Source organism: Acinetobacter sp. YH12156 (genome assembly GCF_013418235.1).
Lineage (GTDB): Bacteria > Pseudomonadota > Gammaproteobacteria > Pseudomonadales > Moraxellaceae > Acinetobacter > Acinetobacter pseudolwoffii.
In genome coordinates this window covers 379,318-394,727 of record NZ_VPCL01000001.1, presented here as the reverse complement: position 1 = coordinate 394,727, position 15,410 = coordinate 379,318, and the positions used below count along the sequence as shown (strand labels likewise).

Genomic DNA, 15,410 nt, shown 5'->3' with positions numbered 1-15,410 from the left:
TTTGTCTCAGCTCTTATAATCATGATTGAAATGGAATAAAAAGTGATGTTATACAATGCAAAATAAATATTGGGCCTTGGCACTATTGGCAGGTTTTAGCAGTGCCACCTTCTCCGTTCATGCTTCTGAATTTGACCAATATCTTCAAGAAAAAAATATTATTGACAGCAAATTTAAAATTCAGAAAAAAGCTGAACTGAATGAATTACTCGCGGTACTCAGTGCAGAAGATTCCAGAACTTTACCTTTACAGATCGATCAGAATACAATTATTGAACAATTACAGTTAAGTGCCAATAAAACCACATTGAAAGGTTTAATCACCACACCGGATTTTAGCCAATTTGAAAAAGATCTGGGCCGCAAAGAAGTGATGAAAATGATCCGTAATAATCTGCTCAATAATTGCGAGATTTTCTTTGAGCATCGCTATCAGATTGAAAACCCATACAAGGTCGAGCTCAGCCTGAGCTCGCAAACACAAACCTATAAAACTGATATTTCCCAGAAAGATTGCAAATTGAAATAGTCTAAAGAAATAAGATATTGGCTTTTATTCAGGATTAAAACATCAAGAAAACAAAGAGGTCGCTATAGCTGCCTCTTTTTGATGAGGTTTGCTGTTATATCCTGCTAACGCACCAAACCTTGCGGCTGTAGAATTATAATCAGTGCCCCCAGTATTACCACCATCCCGCCAAGCAAATCCCAACGTGACAGTGTGACTTGATCAACGAAGCGCAACCACATTAGCGCCGAAAAAATATAGATGCCACCATAAGCGGCATAAATCCGTCCAGAAGCAGCCGGATGCAAGGTGAGTAGCCAGACGAAAGCCGCCAAAGCCAGAGCTGTTGGAATCCACAACCAGTGACTTCTTCCCTGATTTAAAATCAGGTAGGGAAAATAACAGCCTAAAATTTCCATCAATGCCGTGACCAGAAACAGGCAAAAAGTGGTGAGCAGCTTGGTAATTTGAATATCCATGATTTGTCTTTTGAACTGTATGAATGAATGTGATGATTTAAAATATGAGTGCATGAAAAAACCCGTGCTTGCACGGGTTTTATTTTTTCATATTGATTAAGCAGGTTCAGCAGTCTGGTCTTCAAAGACTTCAAGTTTTAAGCCAACAGCTTTACCATTTTCTTTCTTCACCGACACTGCAACATTACCGCCATTTTCAGCCAGTTCACCAAACAGGATCATTTCTGCCAATGGTTTTTTCAGGTGTTCCTGAATCAGACGCTGCATTGGGCGTGCGCCCATTAAACGGTCATAGCCTTGCTCTGACATCCATTCACGCGCACTCTGATCCACTTCCAGCATGACTTTCTTATCATCAAGTTGCGCTTGAAGTTCGGTCAGGAATTTATCCACGACATTTTCAATGATGCTGCTTGGCAATGCCTTGAACTGAATCACGCCGTCAAGACGGTTACGGAATTCCGGAGAGAAGGCTTTCTTCATCGCTTCCTGGTTATCGTTGCTATTGTCCTGTTCCATAAAGCCAATGCTAATACGTGAAATACTTTCAGCACCAATATTGGTGGTGAGGACTAGGACAACATTACGGAAATCCGATTTACGTCCGTTATTGTCAGTCAAGGAACCATGATCCATAATCTGCAATAACAGGTTAAAGACATCTGGATGCGCTTTTTCGATCTCATCAAGCAATAGCACACAATGTGGATTTTTATGGATCGCATCAGTCAACAAACCACCCTGATCAAAACCGACATAGCCCGGAGGTGCACCGATTAAACGCGACACTGCGTGGCGTTCCATGTACTCGGACATATCAAAGCGAACCAGCTCTACGCCCATCTGCTTAGCCAGCTGCTTGGTCACTTCGGTTTTACCGACACCGGTTGGGCCAGCAAAAACAAAGCTGCCCACAGGTTTATCTGGAGATTTCAAACCGGCACGAGACAGTTTAATGGCAGACGCTAAAGCTTCGATCGCTTCATCCTGACCAAAGACCACCCGTTTCAGATCGCGCTCAAGATTTTCCAGTACGCTCTTGTCATCTTTAGAGACCGTTTTTGGTGGTATACGCGCAATTTTCGACACGATATCTTCGATGTTTTCTACCGTGATCAAACTGTCATCTTGTTCAGCTTTTAAACGGCGCTGCGCACCTGCTTCATCAATCACGTCAATGGCTTTATCTGGCAAGAAACGGTCATTGATGAACTTCGCAGAAAGTTCAACCGCAGATACCAATGCCTGATCGTCATATTGCACATGATGGAAATCTTCAAACTTCGATTTCAAGCCACGTAGGATATCAATGGTTTCAGAAATAGATGGCTCATTCACATCGATTTTCTGGAAACGGCGTGACAAAGCATGATCTTTTTCAAAGACCTGACGGTATTCCTGAAAAGTGGTTGAACCAATGCAACGTAAAGTGCCATTGGCCAATGCAGGCTTGATCAGATTCGATGCATCCATGGTGCTGCCCATACTGGAGCCTGCACCAATAATCATGTGAATTTCATCAATAAACAGCACAGCTTCAGGTTTCTTTTTCAGCGCATTTAAAAGCTGTTTCAAGCGTTTTTCAAAGTCACCACGGTATTTTGTTCCGGCAACCAATGCTCCAATATCCAGACTGAAAATTTCAGCATTTTCGAGTGGTTTTGGCGCTTTACCATTAACGATCAACCATGCCAAACCTTCTGCAATCGAGGTTTTACCGACCCCCGGATCACCGACAAGAAGTGGGTTATTTTTACGGCGGCGGCACAGAATTTGAGCGGCACGTTCAATTTCTTTTTCACGACCAATCAGTGGATCGGTCTTGCCCTTTTGCGCTTCGATATTGAGATTAGTCGTATACAGTTCAAGCGGACCTGAACTGGCTGAAGATGCAGACTCACCATCGAGGTCTTCAATTTCTTCTTCACCCTGTACTTCTTCTTTACGCGTACCATGAGACAGGTACTGAGTTAGCGTAAGGCGATTAATTTGATGACGTTTCAATAGATAGACGGCAAATGAGTCACGCTCAGAATACATCGCAACCAGAATATCAGCACCTTCTACAGTCCGATCACCACCGCTAGATTGCACGTGAAAAATCGCGCGCTGCAAGATCCGGTCAAAACTTTCTGTTGGGTGTGGTGCCTGATCACTATTTTCACCAAGCTTAGGGGTATGCTGTTCTACGTATTCTTCTAATTCCTTGCGCAACACGATAATGTCTGCGCCACATGCTTTAAGCGCATTTACGGCAGAGTCATTGTCAAGCAAGGCTAATAATAAATGTTCTACGGTCAGGAACTCATGTCTCTTTTGACGAGCCATGCTGACAGCCAAACGTAGTGATACTTCTAATTGACGACTGAGCATGTAACCCCCTTAATCTTTAGGCTCTATTTGGCAAAGTAATGGATGACCTTGTGATCGAGCATAATTATTGACTTGGTTCGCTTTGGTTTCCGCAATGTCTCGAGGATAGACCCCAGCTACACCCTTTCCTTCATAATGTACAGTTAGCATTACTTGTGTAGCTTGGTCAAGATTCATTGCAAAGTATTGTTGTAAAATTTCAATTACAAATTCCATCGGGGTATAGTCGTCGTTCATTAAAACGACAGCATATAAGGGCGGACGTTTCAGTTCTGGCGGTGCAGTCTGCACAGCAAGGTCAGAATCATCACCTTCCAGAGGTTCATTTGCTAAACGCGGGCTGATATGCCAATCAACAATTCCAGATTCATAAAAAGAATTTTTGATATCACTTAAACACATTTGACGTTTATTGCTTGGCATAAGATTTATATTTCACACTTAATTTGCATTTGCTTCGGTTTTCGGAATTTCTGACAAGGCGGCAGACTGATTTTCAACTGCTTTGCCCTGTTCCCAGCTAAAACGACGGATCACCGGTTTGGCACCGCTGAGACGTATCTCAATAAATTCTGGCTTAAAGCCTTTTGGCATGCTCCAGCGACCGGTTAAACGCTCATAATTTTCAAAATTAAAGTTTTTGTCTTCCAGTGGCACCACCAGAATTTCAGTCCCTTTAATCAAGCGTAATTCAATACTCCCGGAGGCACGCCTTTTGCCCGGACTAACTTGAACCAGATCAATCTGATATTCAAAGGCATTTTCAGGCAAAGGCTTAATCGACAGGTTTTGCACGGCCAAAGCCAAACCGCCACGCTGACGTAAGACCTCGCGATAAATGGTTCCGACACTTTCAGCCTGCACCTGTTCATCACGCGCCTTGGTCATGGCCAGATAGAGATCATTGGCATTACTCACCGCCAGATCACGCTCCTGAACCGCAGTATTCAGATTCTTATTTAATGTTTCCAGACTGGCTTTTTGTGTCTGTACCACATCGACCAGTTGCTCTGCATCTGCATCATAACCCGCCGCAGTCAAACCCTGACGGTGTCCTACGGTATATCCGAGCACACCACTACTCAAGATCAATACAGCCGCACCAATGACCAAGGGCGTATTGCCTTTCATCAAAGATTTTTTTGCAGCTGGTTCCTGAGGAATGGTCGTATTTGACTCGTTATTCGGCATTTTGATCTCTTGTTTGCTTTATTCAAGACACACATTTAAATCCAAATCTAAATGTGTGTGAAGTTCTAATACGTTTCTTATGGTAATAAACCAATATTATTTAAGCCAGCATCTTCGGCAAATCCGAACATCAGGTTCATGTTTTGTACGGCCTGACCTGCTGCACCTTTCACCAAGTTATCCTGTACAACCAGGACTACCAGCTTGGTCGGTTGCGGCTTGTACAAGGCTATACGCAACTGATTGGCACCACGCACTGAACGGGTTTCTGGTGAGCTGCCTGCTGGCATGACATCGACAAAAGTTTCATTGGCATAGAACTGTTCATACAATGCCTGTAAATCTGCTGCTTGTCCTGCTTCAGTGAGATCGATGTAGATGGTCGACAACATACCACGGATCATTGGCACCAAATGCGGAACAAATAAAATGTGATCAAACACATCTTTTTGACCTGAGATATTTTCCAGAGCTTCGACAATTTCAGGATGATGGCGGTGACCTGCTACGCCATAGGCTTTAAAGTTATCGGCATTTTCAGTATAGATGCCGCCCAAGCTTGCTTTACGACCTGCACCCGACACACCTGATTTCGCATCAATAATAATGCTTTCAGGTTTCACTAGTGCGTCACTTGATGTTAATACTGGCGCCAGCCCCAACTGAACCGTGGTTGGATAACAACCCGGGTTTCCAACTACATTGGCCTGTTTAATTTTTTCACGATTCAATTCAGATAAACCGTAAACAGAGTCTTTTAACAGTTCTGGACAAGCATGTTGCATGCCATACCATTTTTCAAACTGTTGCAGATCTTGTAAACGGAAATCTGCCGCCAGGTCAATGACTTTGGTCTTTGCAGCCACAAGCGCTTCGGCATGTTTCATTGCAACACCATGCGGCGTTGCAAAGAACACGACATCACATTTTTTAAGTTCATCGATATTTAAATCTGAATATTGAAGATCGGTATGTCCGCGTAAGCTTGGGAACATGTCATCTACACGGCGACCATTTTCGGTACGTGATGTTAGTACATTCACCTGTACATTTGGGTGTCGTAGCAAAAGACGCAACAATTCAACGCCTGTATAACCTGTACCACCGACAATACCAACAGTAATCACGATCACTACCTCAAATCAAAGTTTCCATTTCGTAACTGCGTAGTATGACAGGAAGTTGAGGTTTTCTAAACTGTTTCAGCGGGGATTACTGGTTTTTTATAAGTACTGAAGACAATTTCAAAATTAAAGAGAGATGGAAAAGTAACATCTATATTGCTTAGGCTATTTTAAGCCTTTATTTCCCTCTCATTCTCTATTCAGTTCAATTTAAGCTTCCCACCAATATGGCAACGGCGTATTTTTTAGCATTTTCCGATGCTGTTGAAAATTTGCATCATATTTCTGAACTTCCGCCCAAAACCTTGGACTATGATCAAAATATTGGGTATGTGCCAGTTCATGTACCGCGACATAACGGGTAATTTCTTCGGGAAATAACACCAAAGCACTATTCAGCATAATGTCATGCTGAGCAGAACAACTTCCCCACCGGGTTTTGGGTTGGCGAATATTGCACTTCTTAAAAGGCAGATTGCATTGCTGTGAGACAAGATTTAAATATAGGGGAAGCTGGTCTTTGGCATAGCTGATGACAAAGGCTTTTAAATATTCTTCAGGATGTCGATCACTGACACAGAGCTGTAACTTCTCAGAATCGAAAACAAAGTTATGTTTCTGGCTTTGATAATGAATCTGAACTGGCACGTTTAAATTAAACAACTGCAGCTCAGTTGGTAGCGTTCGGTCTATTTTTTGGACTTTTTCCTGCTGCGATTGCCAGGTTTTAATCAGCCATTGTTCTGATTGTTTTAAAAATTCTTGAACCTGGCGCTGTGTACAAAACTGCGGCACAGTTAATTTAATTTGCGTCGGCTCTACACGCAGTCTTAAGCGTGTTGCGCGTAATTTTCGAGTAATTTGGATTTCAGGCAGGTTTGGGGTCATATTTTATTGATTTTATTTTTAATCCTCCCTAACCCTCCTTTTTCAAAGAGGGGCTTTTAAAAATCTCCCTTCTTGCACTTGTTTTAAAGCAGTGCTTTAAAACTTCGCTCAAGGAGATTTAGGGGGATTTAATTTATAAAATTAAAGGATTAAACCGCAATACGTTCTTCAATACCATCATTGGTTGCCACAATTGCGATGTCCGCTTTATTAATCGCAAAAATTCCGTTGCAGACCACGCCAGGAATATTGTTAAGCGTTTTTTCAAGCTCGAGTGCATTTAAGATATTCAGATTATGCACATCTAAAATCACATTACCATTGTCAGTCACGACACCTTCACGATATGCAGGATCACCGCCCAAAGAGACAATTTTACGTGCAACCGCAGAACGTGCCATAGGAATCACTTCAACTGGCAGCGGGAAATCGCGTCCTAATTGTCCGACCCATTTTGAATCATCCACGATACACACAAATTTTTTCGCAATCGATGCCACAATTTTTTCACGTGTCAGTGCTGCACCACCACCTTTGATCATATGCAAATGACGATCAATTTCATCTGCGCCGTCGACATAAGCATCTAGTCCGCCGACAGAGTTCATATCGACCACTTCAATGCCTAACTTCTTAAGACGTTGCGCCGTTGCTTCAGAACTTGCCACAGCCGCTTCTAACTGAAGTTCTGGCAATAAATCGATTAAAAAGTTAACCGTGCTTCCGGTACCTACGCCTAAAATGCCGCCTTTTGGTAAGTGTTTCAGAGCAGCACGGGCCGCTGCTTGTTTTTTCTCATCTTGGGTTGCATATAGACTCATGGCTTCACTCAACTATTTTGGACTTTTGCAGTATTTTCGAACCGCAAAGCCGTATGGTTTGTTACAATAAGCGCCTATTTTAAACTGTTAGATGGAAAATTAACATGCTGTCTCGTTTGGTTCGACAAATATTACAAGCAACGGTCTACGATGTTGCAATCGAAACTCCACTCGAAGCAGCACCACGAATTAGCGAACGACTCAATAATAACATCCGCTTTAAACGTGAAGATTTACAACCGGTTTTTTCATTCAAGCTACGCGGTGCCTATAACCGCATTAGTCAATTGCCGAAATCTCAACTGGAACGTGGTGTCATCACAGCTTCAGCAGGCAACCATGCACAAGGCGTGGCATTATCAGGTAAAAAATTGGGTATTCGCGCCATTATCGTAATGCCAAAAACAACACCAGATATTAAAGTCCAAGCGGTAAAACGCCTTGGGGGTGAAGTTGTTTTACATGGTGACTCATTCGACGTTGCCAACAAATATGCAATTCAACGTGCTCAAGAAGATGGCATGACTTTTATTCCGCCTTATGATGATGAGCTGGTGATGGCGGGTCAAGGTACCATTGCCAATGAAATCTTGCGTCAATGGCGCGATGTTGATTATGTATTTGTAGCGGTAGGTGGCGGTGGCCTGATCGCAGGTGTGGCAGCCTACCTGGGTGATGTTGCCCCGCATGTCAAAGTCATTCCGGTGGAGTATGACGAATCGGCATGCTTAAAAGCAGCTTTAGAGGCCAATGAACGTGTCATTTTACCTTCTGTGGGTTTATTCGCTGACGGTACAGCCGTCGCACAAATTGGTGAAAAACCATTTGAAGTGATTCGCCTGCAAAAGTCAGATAATTCTGGCCCGATCGTAGAACCACATGTGGTACTGGTCAATACCGACGAAATTTGTGCAGCCATTAAAGATACTTATGACGAATGCCGCAGCATTGTCGAACCCTCAGGTGCTATGGCATTGGCCGGCATTAAAAAATATGTCGAAGAACATAAAATCGAAGGTAAAAATATGGTGTCGATTGTGTGCGGCGCCAACATGAATTTCGACCGTTTACGTTATATCGCCGAACGTACCGAACTCGGTGAACGTAAAGAAGCGATTTTTGCCGTGACGATTCCAGAACAGAAAGGTTCATTCCTCAACTTCTGTCGCGCTTTGCAAGGTCGCAATATTACCGAATTTAATTACCGTGCCAGTGATGTCTCTGCTGCTCAAGTATTTGTTGGGATCAGCTTAAAAAATGGTGAAAAAGAACGTCAGGAAATTTATGAAACGCTAAAATTCCAGTATGACGTCGATGACCTGTCTGATGATGAAGTGGCAAAACTGCATATTCGTTACCTGATTGGTGGTCATGCCGATATTGAAAATGAACGCCTGTTCCGGGTGGAATTTCCAGAACGTCCTGGTGCTTTATTAATGTTCCTGGAACGTCTTGGCCCAACGCATAACATTACCCTGTTCCATTACCGTAACCACGGCGCTGCGGAAGGGCGTGTTCTGGTGGGTCTGGAGGCGACCGATGCGCAGCAGAATCCGGATGGCTTGATTGAAACCCTTGAAACCATTACATATCCATATCAGGAAATTACCAATAATCTGGGCTATCAGCGCTTCCTGAAGTAATTGTTAAAATATAGACCGCCTTTCGAGGCGGTTTTTTATGTGCAACTCAAAATCATGATCATACTATTTATCTCGGCATAGCTTGCTGAATAACAGCGCAATTTTTATGAAATTCTCTTACACTAAAATTGAGATGTAATAAAAATAGTTAGGACAATATTCATGGCATTATTTGCAGTGATTGGGCTGGGTAGTTTTGGTGCGACTGTGGCCACGCAACTGATCAGTCTGAATCATGAAGTGATCGGAATCGATCTGAATAAAAAATATGTAGAAAATATTTCTGATCAACTGACCCATGCTGTAATTGCCGATGCAACCGATGAGCATGTGCTGGATGAACTGAATGTGCAGCGTTGTGATGCCGTAGTCGTGGCGATCGGAGAAGATATTGAAGCCAGTATTTTGTGTGTATTGCACCTGAAAAATATGGGCGTCAAAAAAATCTGGGTAAAAGCCAAATCCAAATCCCATCACATGATTCTGACCCATCTCAATGTCGAGAAAATCATTCATCCTGAAGAAGATATGGGCGTGCGTGTGGCTCAGTCTTTAAGCTACCCGATGGTCAGTCGTTATATGGCACTGGAAGATGATCATTATATTGTCAAAATTGAGATTCATGCCGATCATCATGCTACGCCGCTCAACCAACTGATGAAGCACGCCCCTGAAATCACCACCTTATTACATAAGCGCGGATCAGTGGTGCAATACCAGGTCGCATCCGACCTGATTCTGCAGGAAGGCGATATTCTTGTGGTTGAAGGATTACTGGAGCCTTTACGCCATCTCGCCAGATATTTTAAAGCGCTATGAGAAGTTCTGACTTAAAGCAACATAGAACCATTAATCTCAGCCCGCCGAGTTTATTGGCCTTGGGTTTTCTCGGATTAATCCTGATCGGTTCACTGCTACTGATGTTACCTATTGCCCATCAGGGTGATATCAGCTGGCTGCAAGCCATTTTCACGGCTACTTCTGCGGTGACCATTACCGGACTGTCCGTAGTGAATGTCGGTGAAGCCTATACGGTATTTGGCCAGATTGTCATTATGTTTCTGCTGCAATGCGGTGGATTGGGTTTTATGACCTTTGCCATTCTGGCAGTGATGAGTCTGGCACCCAAGATGGGGCTCAAACAGCAAGTCATGGCACAGGAATCGATTGGCCAGACCAGCCTGAAAAAAGTCAGTTTTACCATTAAAGCGGTATTTTTATATTCCCTGTTTTTTGAAGCTATCGGTACGCTGATTCTGACCTTGTCCTGGCTCAGAGAATATCCGTTCAGTGAAGCACTCTTTTATGCTGCCTTTTATAGTGTGTCAGCGTTCAATAATGGTGGATTTTCGCTTTTTCCAAATAGCTTGATGAGCTTTTCAGGGCAGTATCTGATCACCTTTACCATCAGTATGCTGTATATCATTGGTGGTATCGGCTTTCTGGTGCTGATGGATGTCAAGCAACATAGACGCTGGCGCAAGTTAAGTACCAATAGCAAGCTCATTCTTTCGACGATTCTGGGGCTCAATCTGAGTGCGTTTATTGTGCTATGGCTGCTCGAAGCCTCTAATCCGCAAACTTTGGGCCTGATGAGTCTAGGCGATCAAGCCGTGAATGCCTGGTTCCATGCCACTGTTCCCCGCTCTTCAGGCTTTAATAGCTTACCGATGGAGCAAATGAGTGATGCATCGACCCTCGTCACCATGTTTCTGATGTTTATTGGCGGCGGCTCCTTAAGTACGGCGGGCGGAATTAAAGTCGGCACGTTTATTATTGTATTGATTAGCGTAATCAGTTTTTTAAGACGTGAAGATGAAATCCGTCTGTTTAATCATTCTATTCCCGAAAAAACTACGTTTAAGGCACTGGCTGTGGTCTGTATTACGGCAGCCTTAATTGTGATGGGTTTTATGAGTTTATTAATTCTGGAACCTGAACATGAATTTCTCGATCTGTTGTTTGAAGCCGTGTCAGCAGCCTGTACGGTCGGCTTGACCCGAGGAATAACCGAAGAACTGCAACCTGCCAGTTTGATTATTTTGATGCTGTTAATGTTTGCAGGACGTTTAGGGCCACTGACTTTAGCTTATTTCATTGCTACCCCGAAAAAGAGCCGAATCAAACATCCGCCTTCAGAAATCCAGATTGGTTAAACCACCCAATAAAAAAACCATGCCACAGCATGGTTTTTTTATTTTCATTGCAAGATGATTCAAAATGGGAATTTTAGAACCAGTTCATTAAGGAAACACCCAAGCCCACATAAGTGGCACGATGATTATAATCAATCAAACTTTCGCCATAGCCATCAAAAAGCTGGAATTGACCACGTAAACGGCCACTGATCGGGAATGACCAGTCGAACTGGACTGCACCACGATTGTCATCTCCGCCTTTTAAGGTATGACGCAGCATTAAAGAAAAATCATGCTCGTTATGACGATAAAAAGCCGTCATGTCGCCGCGTCCAATATAGTTCTTGATCTCGGGATTGTTATCGTCGTCACGATTCTCTTCAAAGCGATACCAAGGGCGAACCATCAGGGCAAAATTGTCTTTTTCAAAGCCCAGATTCAGCATGACGCGGTTCCAGCTACGCGACAACGGGTCAGAACGGCCATTGGACTGATGATTAATGGTTAGTCCCAACATACGCCAGTTAAGACCAAAAAGGTCATAATTGGTACGCAAAACAAAACTTGCTTCGGGTTCATAATTGGTTTCACGAAACGGACGTGACTCTTCCGAGTTATAGACCTGCCAACGTGAAGACTGAGTATAACCGAGCCAGAGATCCCCATTATTCCCCAGAATATTTTCAACGGCCTTGGTTTTTAGAGACAGTTGAAACTTTGCTTCGATTGAGGTGAGATTTTGATCCTCTTCTACCGTATTTTGTGGATTTTCACTCTGTGGAAATTCATTTTTCTTTGAAGTCCAAAAACCGGGCATCAGGTAAATTGGCTGATAAGAACGGATGTTCCAGGTACCCAGTTTACTTTCCGGAGACAATTCCCAGCGACTATCCAGCAAAGACAGATTTGGTGTCAGCTTTGATCCTTCAGAAGCATAAATATTAGAAACGGTTTGTCCCATTCTGGCTTTTAAATTATCAGGTTCAGGCGCAATTTCTACTGCTGCACGACGTTCAGAAACGATCACCGGCTTATCGATAATCGCTATTTTAAACAAGCTATCATAACAGGCCAGACGTTCTGCACTGATTTCCAGTGCTGCACAGGCTTCAGCCGTTGCCGGCATGGGACTATTCACCACTATTTTTTCTTCCGCATTCACTTGCGTCCCAACTGTACAGCCCAGCACAACGCTCAGCTGCAGAGTTGAGCGCCTAAACGAATTAAGCGCCATCCCTTATCCTCATTTTTTTATTTATAGAACTTGTTGAATTACAAAACCAAGCTGCTCTAGCGTTTCACGTTTTGCCACTGGCGCCACGACTGCCTTAGTGGCCTGCTGCTCAAGCAGATAAGTTTGTGCAACACGCTTTAAATCATCCAGTGTGACATTTAACAGACGTTTACGTAATTTCTTACGGAATGCTGGTGTACGCTGATGCAGATAGGCATAACATGCAGTGATTGCCTCGCCCGCAGGTGAACCCGGTTTATCCATACTGGCAATCAGACCCAGAATCGCTTCTTCCAGTTGATGCGGCTGTTGCGGCGCATTGAGTAACCACTGAATACTGGCATCAAAGTCCTGGAAAGTTTCTGCCAGACGCGGGTCACGGTAGCTGTAGAAACGGAATGAACAGGCATTGCCGTCATAGCTGGCACCACCGCCATAAGCACCACCTTTTTCACGGATTGCACTGTGCAGGAAGCCATTACGTAAATATCCTGCCAGCACCATCAAGGCAGCAGCATCAGGATGCGCCACTTCGACCGCCGGATAAGCAGCCGCGCAGAACTGGACATTGGCCTGAATTAACCAGGCTTCATGCTGATCATGCGTCACTTTTTCGATTTGAGTCAGTGCAACCGGTGCAGGATCAACCGCCAGTTTGTCCCAGACATTCTGGATTTCTTCAATCAAGCTATCAGATTGCGGCTCTTCACACACCAGCAGGAACTGCTTCGGTGCTTGCAACAGGACACGATGAATTCGTTTTAACTCGTCAATTAGCAGATCGTATTCAGCCGGATCTTTTTCAATTTTAGACACCAGCTCGATCAGCCAGTTCAATGCACCGAGACCGGTATTATGATAATCCCGCAAAGCCAAGGCACTGTGCTGACGTGAAGCGGCCTGCATCGCATAGCTATGACCCGAACCGGAAATACGCGACTGCCAGCGTGTTTTACGCTGTTGTAACAGCTCAACAATACGGTCTTTCTCATCAAAACGTAGCTGTTCAAAACCGATTTTCAACAGACGGATCGCATCCAGATGATTAACCAGCGACTTGGTCGTCAAAGTCAACCAGGCACTGATCTTGTTTTTGTCATCGACTTTAGAACGCAAGGATGCGCCCATGCCCAGACCGCCACTCACCGCAGTTTGCAGCTGCTGGAATTCTAGATAATCATATTCGCCCGCACCGACTTCGCCCATCAGGATCGACAGCAGGTTGAAATACGGCGACTGCACCACTTCATCCGGAATATTGACCAGAACCTGTTGGTAATAAATACCATTGGTACCGGCATGATACAGATTCAACGGTGTATCGACCTGATTACAGATAATCTCACGTAACTGGCCCTGAACCACCTGTAATTCCGCAGGTACATCTTCCAGGCCAACTTTTGGCAACAAGTTCAAATCATCCGGAGTATCCTGACGCACATTCAATGCTTCAGTCTGGGCAATAATTTCAGCTTTCTGCTCTTCGCTTAAATTCTTACCAATTTCAGCCAGACGTGCTTTTTCATCCGCCGCTTCTTTGGCTGATTTCGTTGCATCCGGAATCAGCGTCAGTTGGACACGATGCGGATTATCCAGCAAATATTCTTTAATCAGATTGGAGAGCCACATTGGATCTTGCAGTTCTTCTTTAACCGCAGCAATGGCAGAATCCACATCCCAGACTTCGACCGGATCGCGGTGATGAATCGCACTACCCAGACCGCTCAGAATCAGGCTCAGACCATAAGGCGTGCCATCGCCATTGATTTCACGCTGATGCAGTTCAATTTGATGCAAAATTGCATCGACCATGTTCTGATCGACCGGTTTCGAGGCAACATCTTCCAGCACCTTGAACACACCATTTTTAAATTCTTCTGCATGTTCAGGATTTGAACCCTGCACCGCACAGTAGAAAGTCATCTCGAAATTAGAGTCATCCACGCCCATAAATGGACCGGTCGACTGGGCATAACCACAGGTTTCCAGATAATGACGCAATGGTGATGCTGAATCTTCCAGCAAAATCCCTTCGACTAAACGCATACCCAAACGCAGTTTAATATCGCTGGCTTCTGGCAATAACCATGACAGCACATGATAGGTTTTGTCCTGCAAATCTTCAGCATCGACCGCATAGCTGTCTGTCACAGTCAATGGTGCAGTCAAACGGGTTTCAGGCGTTGGATATAAGGTCTGACCTTGCTCAAATTTGGACAATGCCAGTTTTTCAAACTGTTCTTGCAGTTCAAATGCAGATTGATTACCAAAAGTCATGAAGACTGCATTACTTGGATGATAATGTGACTTATAGAAATCGACTAACTCTTGGTAAGTTAAGTCAGGGATATCTTTTGGATCACCGCCAGAATTATAATGATAAGTGGTATGCGGATATAAATGATGCGCCAGCGTATGATAAAGCTGGTCTGAAGGAGAACTCATCGCCCCTTTCATTTCATTAAAGACCACGCCTTTATAGACTGGCTCGCCATTTTCCAGTTCAATGCGAATGCCTTCCTGAGCAAAATCCAGTGGATTCAGGTTCGCTGCAAATGCCGCGTCCATATACACTTCAAGCAGGTTTTGAAAATCTTTGCTGTTTTGCGTTGCAAATGGATAAGCCGTCCAGTCTGCCGCAGTAAAAGCATTCATGAAGGTGTTCAATGAACGGCGGATCATCAGGAAGAATGGATCGCGCACCGGGAACTTTTCTGAACCACAAAGTGCCGTATGTTCCAGAATATGTGCTTCGCCTTTAGAATCCATCGGCTGGGTACGAAACGCCACCAGAAAGACATTTTCATCGTGATTGGTCGCCAGGTGATAATGTGTGGCACCAGTCACTTTATGTTTATATTCAGACACAAAAATGTCTAAAGCTTCAACATGTTGTTGACGTAACAACTGAAACGCAGGATGTACAGTTTGAGAAATGGTTTCAGTGACATCTACAGTCATGCGATCTCCTAATGCTTTAATTAAAATAACTAAGGACATTATAGCTTTAG

General features: G+C 43.9%; 13 protein-coding genes. 4 read left to right on the top strand and 9 right to left on the bottom strand.

The annotated features are described in order from the left end of the window. Positions 1-55: 55 nt before the first annotated feature. Complete coding sequence (locus FTU87_RS02005) at positions 56-529, top strand: hypothetical protein (RefSeq protein WP_005171087.1); 474 nt, start codon at positions 56-58, stop codon at positions 527-529. 104 nt (positions 530-633) lie between these two features. Here the strand turns inward: FTU87_RS02005 and FTU87_RS02000 are convergent, their stop codons facing one another. The 7 genes from FTU87_RS02000 to rpiA form a co-directional block, all read right to left on the bottom strand. Next, on the bottom strand, positions 634-987 hold the full coding sequence (locus FTU87_RS02000) for a YnfA family protein (protein ID WP_005096798.1): 354 nt from the start codon (positions 985-987) through the stop codon (positions 634-636). Positions 988-1,083: 96 nt separating this feature from the next. Next, complete coding sequence (gene clpA / locus FTU87_RS01995) at positions 1,084-3,360, bottom strand: ATP-dependent Clp protease ATP-binding subunit ClpA (protein ID WP_005171089.1); 2,277 nt, start codon at positions 3,358-3,360, stop codon at positions 1,084-1,086. Between the two features lie 9 nt (positions 3,361-3,369). Beyond that, positions 3,370-3,783, bottom strand: a complete 414-nt coding sequence (gene clpS / locus FTU87_RS01990; protein WP_005171093.1) for an ATP-dependent Clp protease adapter ClpS — start codon at positions 3,781-3,783, stop codon at positions 3,370-3,372. A gap of 18 nt (positions 3,784-3,801) precedes the next feature. Beyond that, the gene (locus FTU87_RS01985) at positions 3,802-4,551 is read right to left on the bottom strand and encodes a DUF6776 family protein (protein ID WP_180075817.1); all 750 of its coding nucleotides are present in this window, start codon (positions 4,549-4,551) and stop codon (positions 3,802-3,804) included. A 77-nt stretch (positions 4,552-4,628) separates the two neighbouring features. After that, positions 4,629-5,684, bottom strand: a complete 1,056-nt coding sequence (gene argC / locus FTU87_RS01980) for an N-acetyl-gamma-glutamyl-phosphate reductase (protein ID WP_180096591.1) — start codon at positions 5,682-5,684, stop codon at positions 4,629-4,631. Between the two features lie 201 nt (positions 5,685-5,885). Continuing rightward, a complete protein-coding gene (locus tag FTU87_RS01975) occupies positions 5,886-6,563 on the bottom strand; it encodes a M48 family metallopeptidase (RefSeq protein WP_180085324.1) in 678 nt (225 codons plus the stop codon). Positions 6,564-6,712: 149 nt separating this feature from the next. Next, positions 6,713-7,384: a ribose-5-phosphate isomerase RpiA gene (gene rpiA / locus FTU87_RS01970; RefSeq protein ID WP_180075075.1), complete on the bottom strand. Its 672-nt coding sequence runs from the start codon at positions 7,382-7,384 to the stop codon at positions 6,713-6,715. Positions 7,385-7,488: 104 nt separating this feature from the next. On the opposite strand from rpiA, the gene ilvA reads away from it, so the two are divergent. From ilvA to FTU87_RS01955, 3 genes are all read left to right on the top strand, one after another. Further along, a complete protein-coding gene (ilvA, locus tag FTU87_RS01965) occupies positions 7,489-9,027 on the top strand; it encodes a threonine ammonia-lyase, biosynthetic (protein WP_005171103.1) in 1,539 nt (512 codons plus the stop codon). A gap of 162 nt (positions 9,028-9,189) precedes the next feature. Beyond that, positions 9,190-9,846 (top strand): TrkA family potassium uptake protein, encoded by a 657-nt coding sequence (locus tag FTU87_RS01960; protein WP_005171105.1) that lies wholly within the window; start codon positions 9,190-9,192, stop codon positions 9,844-9,846. Continuing rightward, positions 9,843-11,183, top strand: a complete 1,341-nt coding sequence (locus FTU87_RS01955; RefSeq protein WP_074382832.1) for a TrkH family potassium uptake protein — start codon at positions 9,843-9,845, stop codon at positions 11,181-11,183. The genes FTU87_RS01960 and FTU87_RS01955 overlap by 4 nt, the downstream gene beginning before the upstream one ends. Before the next feature lie 73 nt (positions 11,184-11,256). On the opposite strand, the gene FTU87_RS01950 is transcribed toward FTU87_RS01955, so the two are convergent. Further along, positions 11,257-12,399 (bottom strand): phospholipase A, encoded by a 1,143-nt coding sequence (locus FTU87_RS01950; RefSeq protein WP_074382833.1) that lies wholly within the window; start codon positions 12,397-12,399, stop codon positions 11,257-11,259. Positions 12,400-12,420: 21 nt separating this feature from the next. Continuing rightward, the gene (locus FTU87_RS01945) at positions 12,421-15,360 is read right to left on the bottom strand and encodes an insulinase family protein (RefSeq protein WP_180096590.1); all 2,940 of its coding nucleotides are present in this window, start codon (positions 15,358-15,360) and stop codon (positions 12,421-12,423) included. Positions 15,361-15,410: the final 50 nt, after the last annotated feature.

What these genes read in the sequence shown, in the direction of transcription:
- clpA (WP_005171089.1), bottom strand. Translation starts at nt 3,360, where the DNA reads ATGCTCAGTCGTCAATTAGAAGTATCACTACGTTTGGCTGTCAGCATG.
- rpiA (WP_180075075.1), bottom strand. Translation starts at nt 7,384, where the DNA reads ATGAGTCTATATGCAACCCAAGATGAGAAAAAACAAGCAGCGGCCCGT.
- FTU87_RS01945 (WP_180096590.1), bottom strand. Translation starts at nt 15,360, where the DNA reads ATGACTGTAGATGTCACTGAAACCATTTCTCAAACTGTACATCCTGCG.
- FTU87_RS01950 (WP_074382833.1), bottom strand. Translation starts at nt 12,399, where the DNA reads ATGGCGCTTAATTCGTTTAGGCGCTCAACTCTGCAGCTGAGCGTTGTG.
- ilvA (WP_005171103.1), top strand. Translation starts at nt 7,489, where the DNA reads ATGCTGTCTCGTTTGGTTCGACAAATATTACAAGCAACGGTCTACGAT.
- FTU87_RS01960 (WP_005171105.1), top strand. Translation starts at nt 9,190, where the DNA reads ATGGCATTATTTGCAGTGATTGGGCTGGGTAGTTTTGGTGCGACTGTG.
- FTU87_RS01975 (WP_180085324.1), bottom strand. Translation starts at nt 6,563, where the DNA reads ATGACCCCAAACCTGCCTGAAATCCAAATTACTCGAAAATTACGCGCA.
- FTU87_RS01955 (WP_074382832.1), top strand. Translation starts at nt 9,843, where the DNA reads ATGAGAAGTTCTGACTTAAAGCAACATAGAACCATTAATCTCAGCCCG.
- FTU87_RS02000 (WP_005096798.1), bottom strand. Translation starts at nt 987, where the DNA reads ATGGATATTCAAATTACCAAGCTGCTCACCACTTTTTGCCTGTTTCTG.
- clpS (WP_005171093.1), bottom strand. Translation starts at nt 3,783, where the DNA reads ATGCCAAGCAATAAACGTCAAATGTGTTTAAGTGATATCAAAAATTCT.
- FTU87_RS01985 (WP_180075817.1), bottom strand. Translation starts at nt 4,551, where the DNA reads ATGCCGAATAACGAGTCAAATACGACCATTCCTCAGGAACCAGCTGCA.
- FTU87_RS02005 (WP_005171087.1), top strand. Translation starts at nt 56, where the DNA reads ATGCAAAATAAATATTGGGCCTTGGCACTATTGGCAGGTTTTAGCAGT.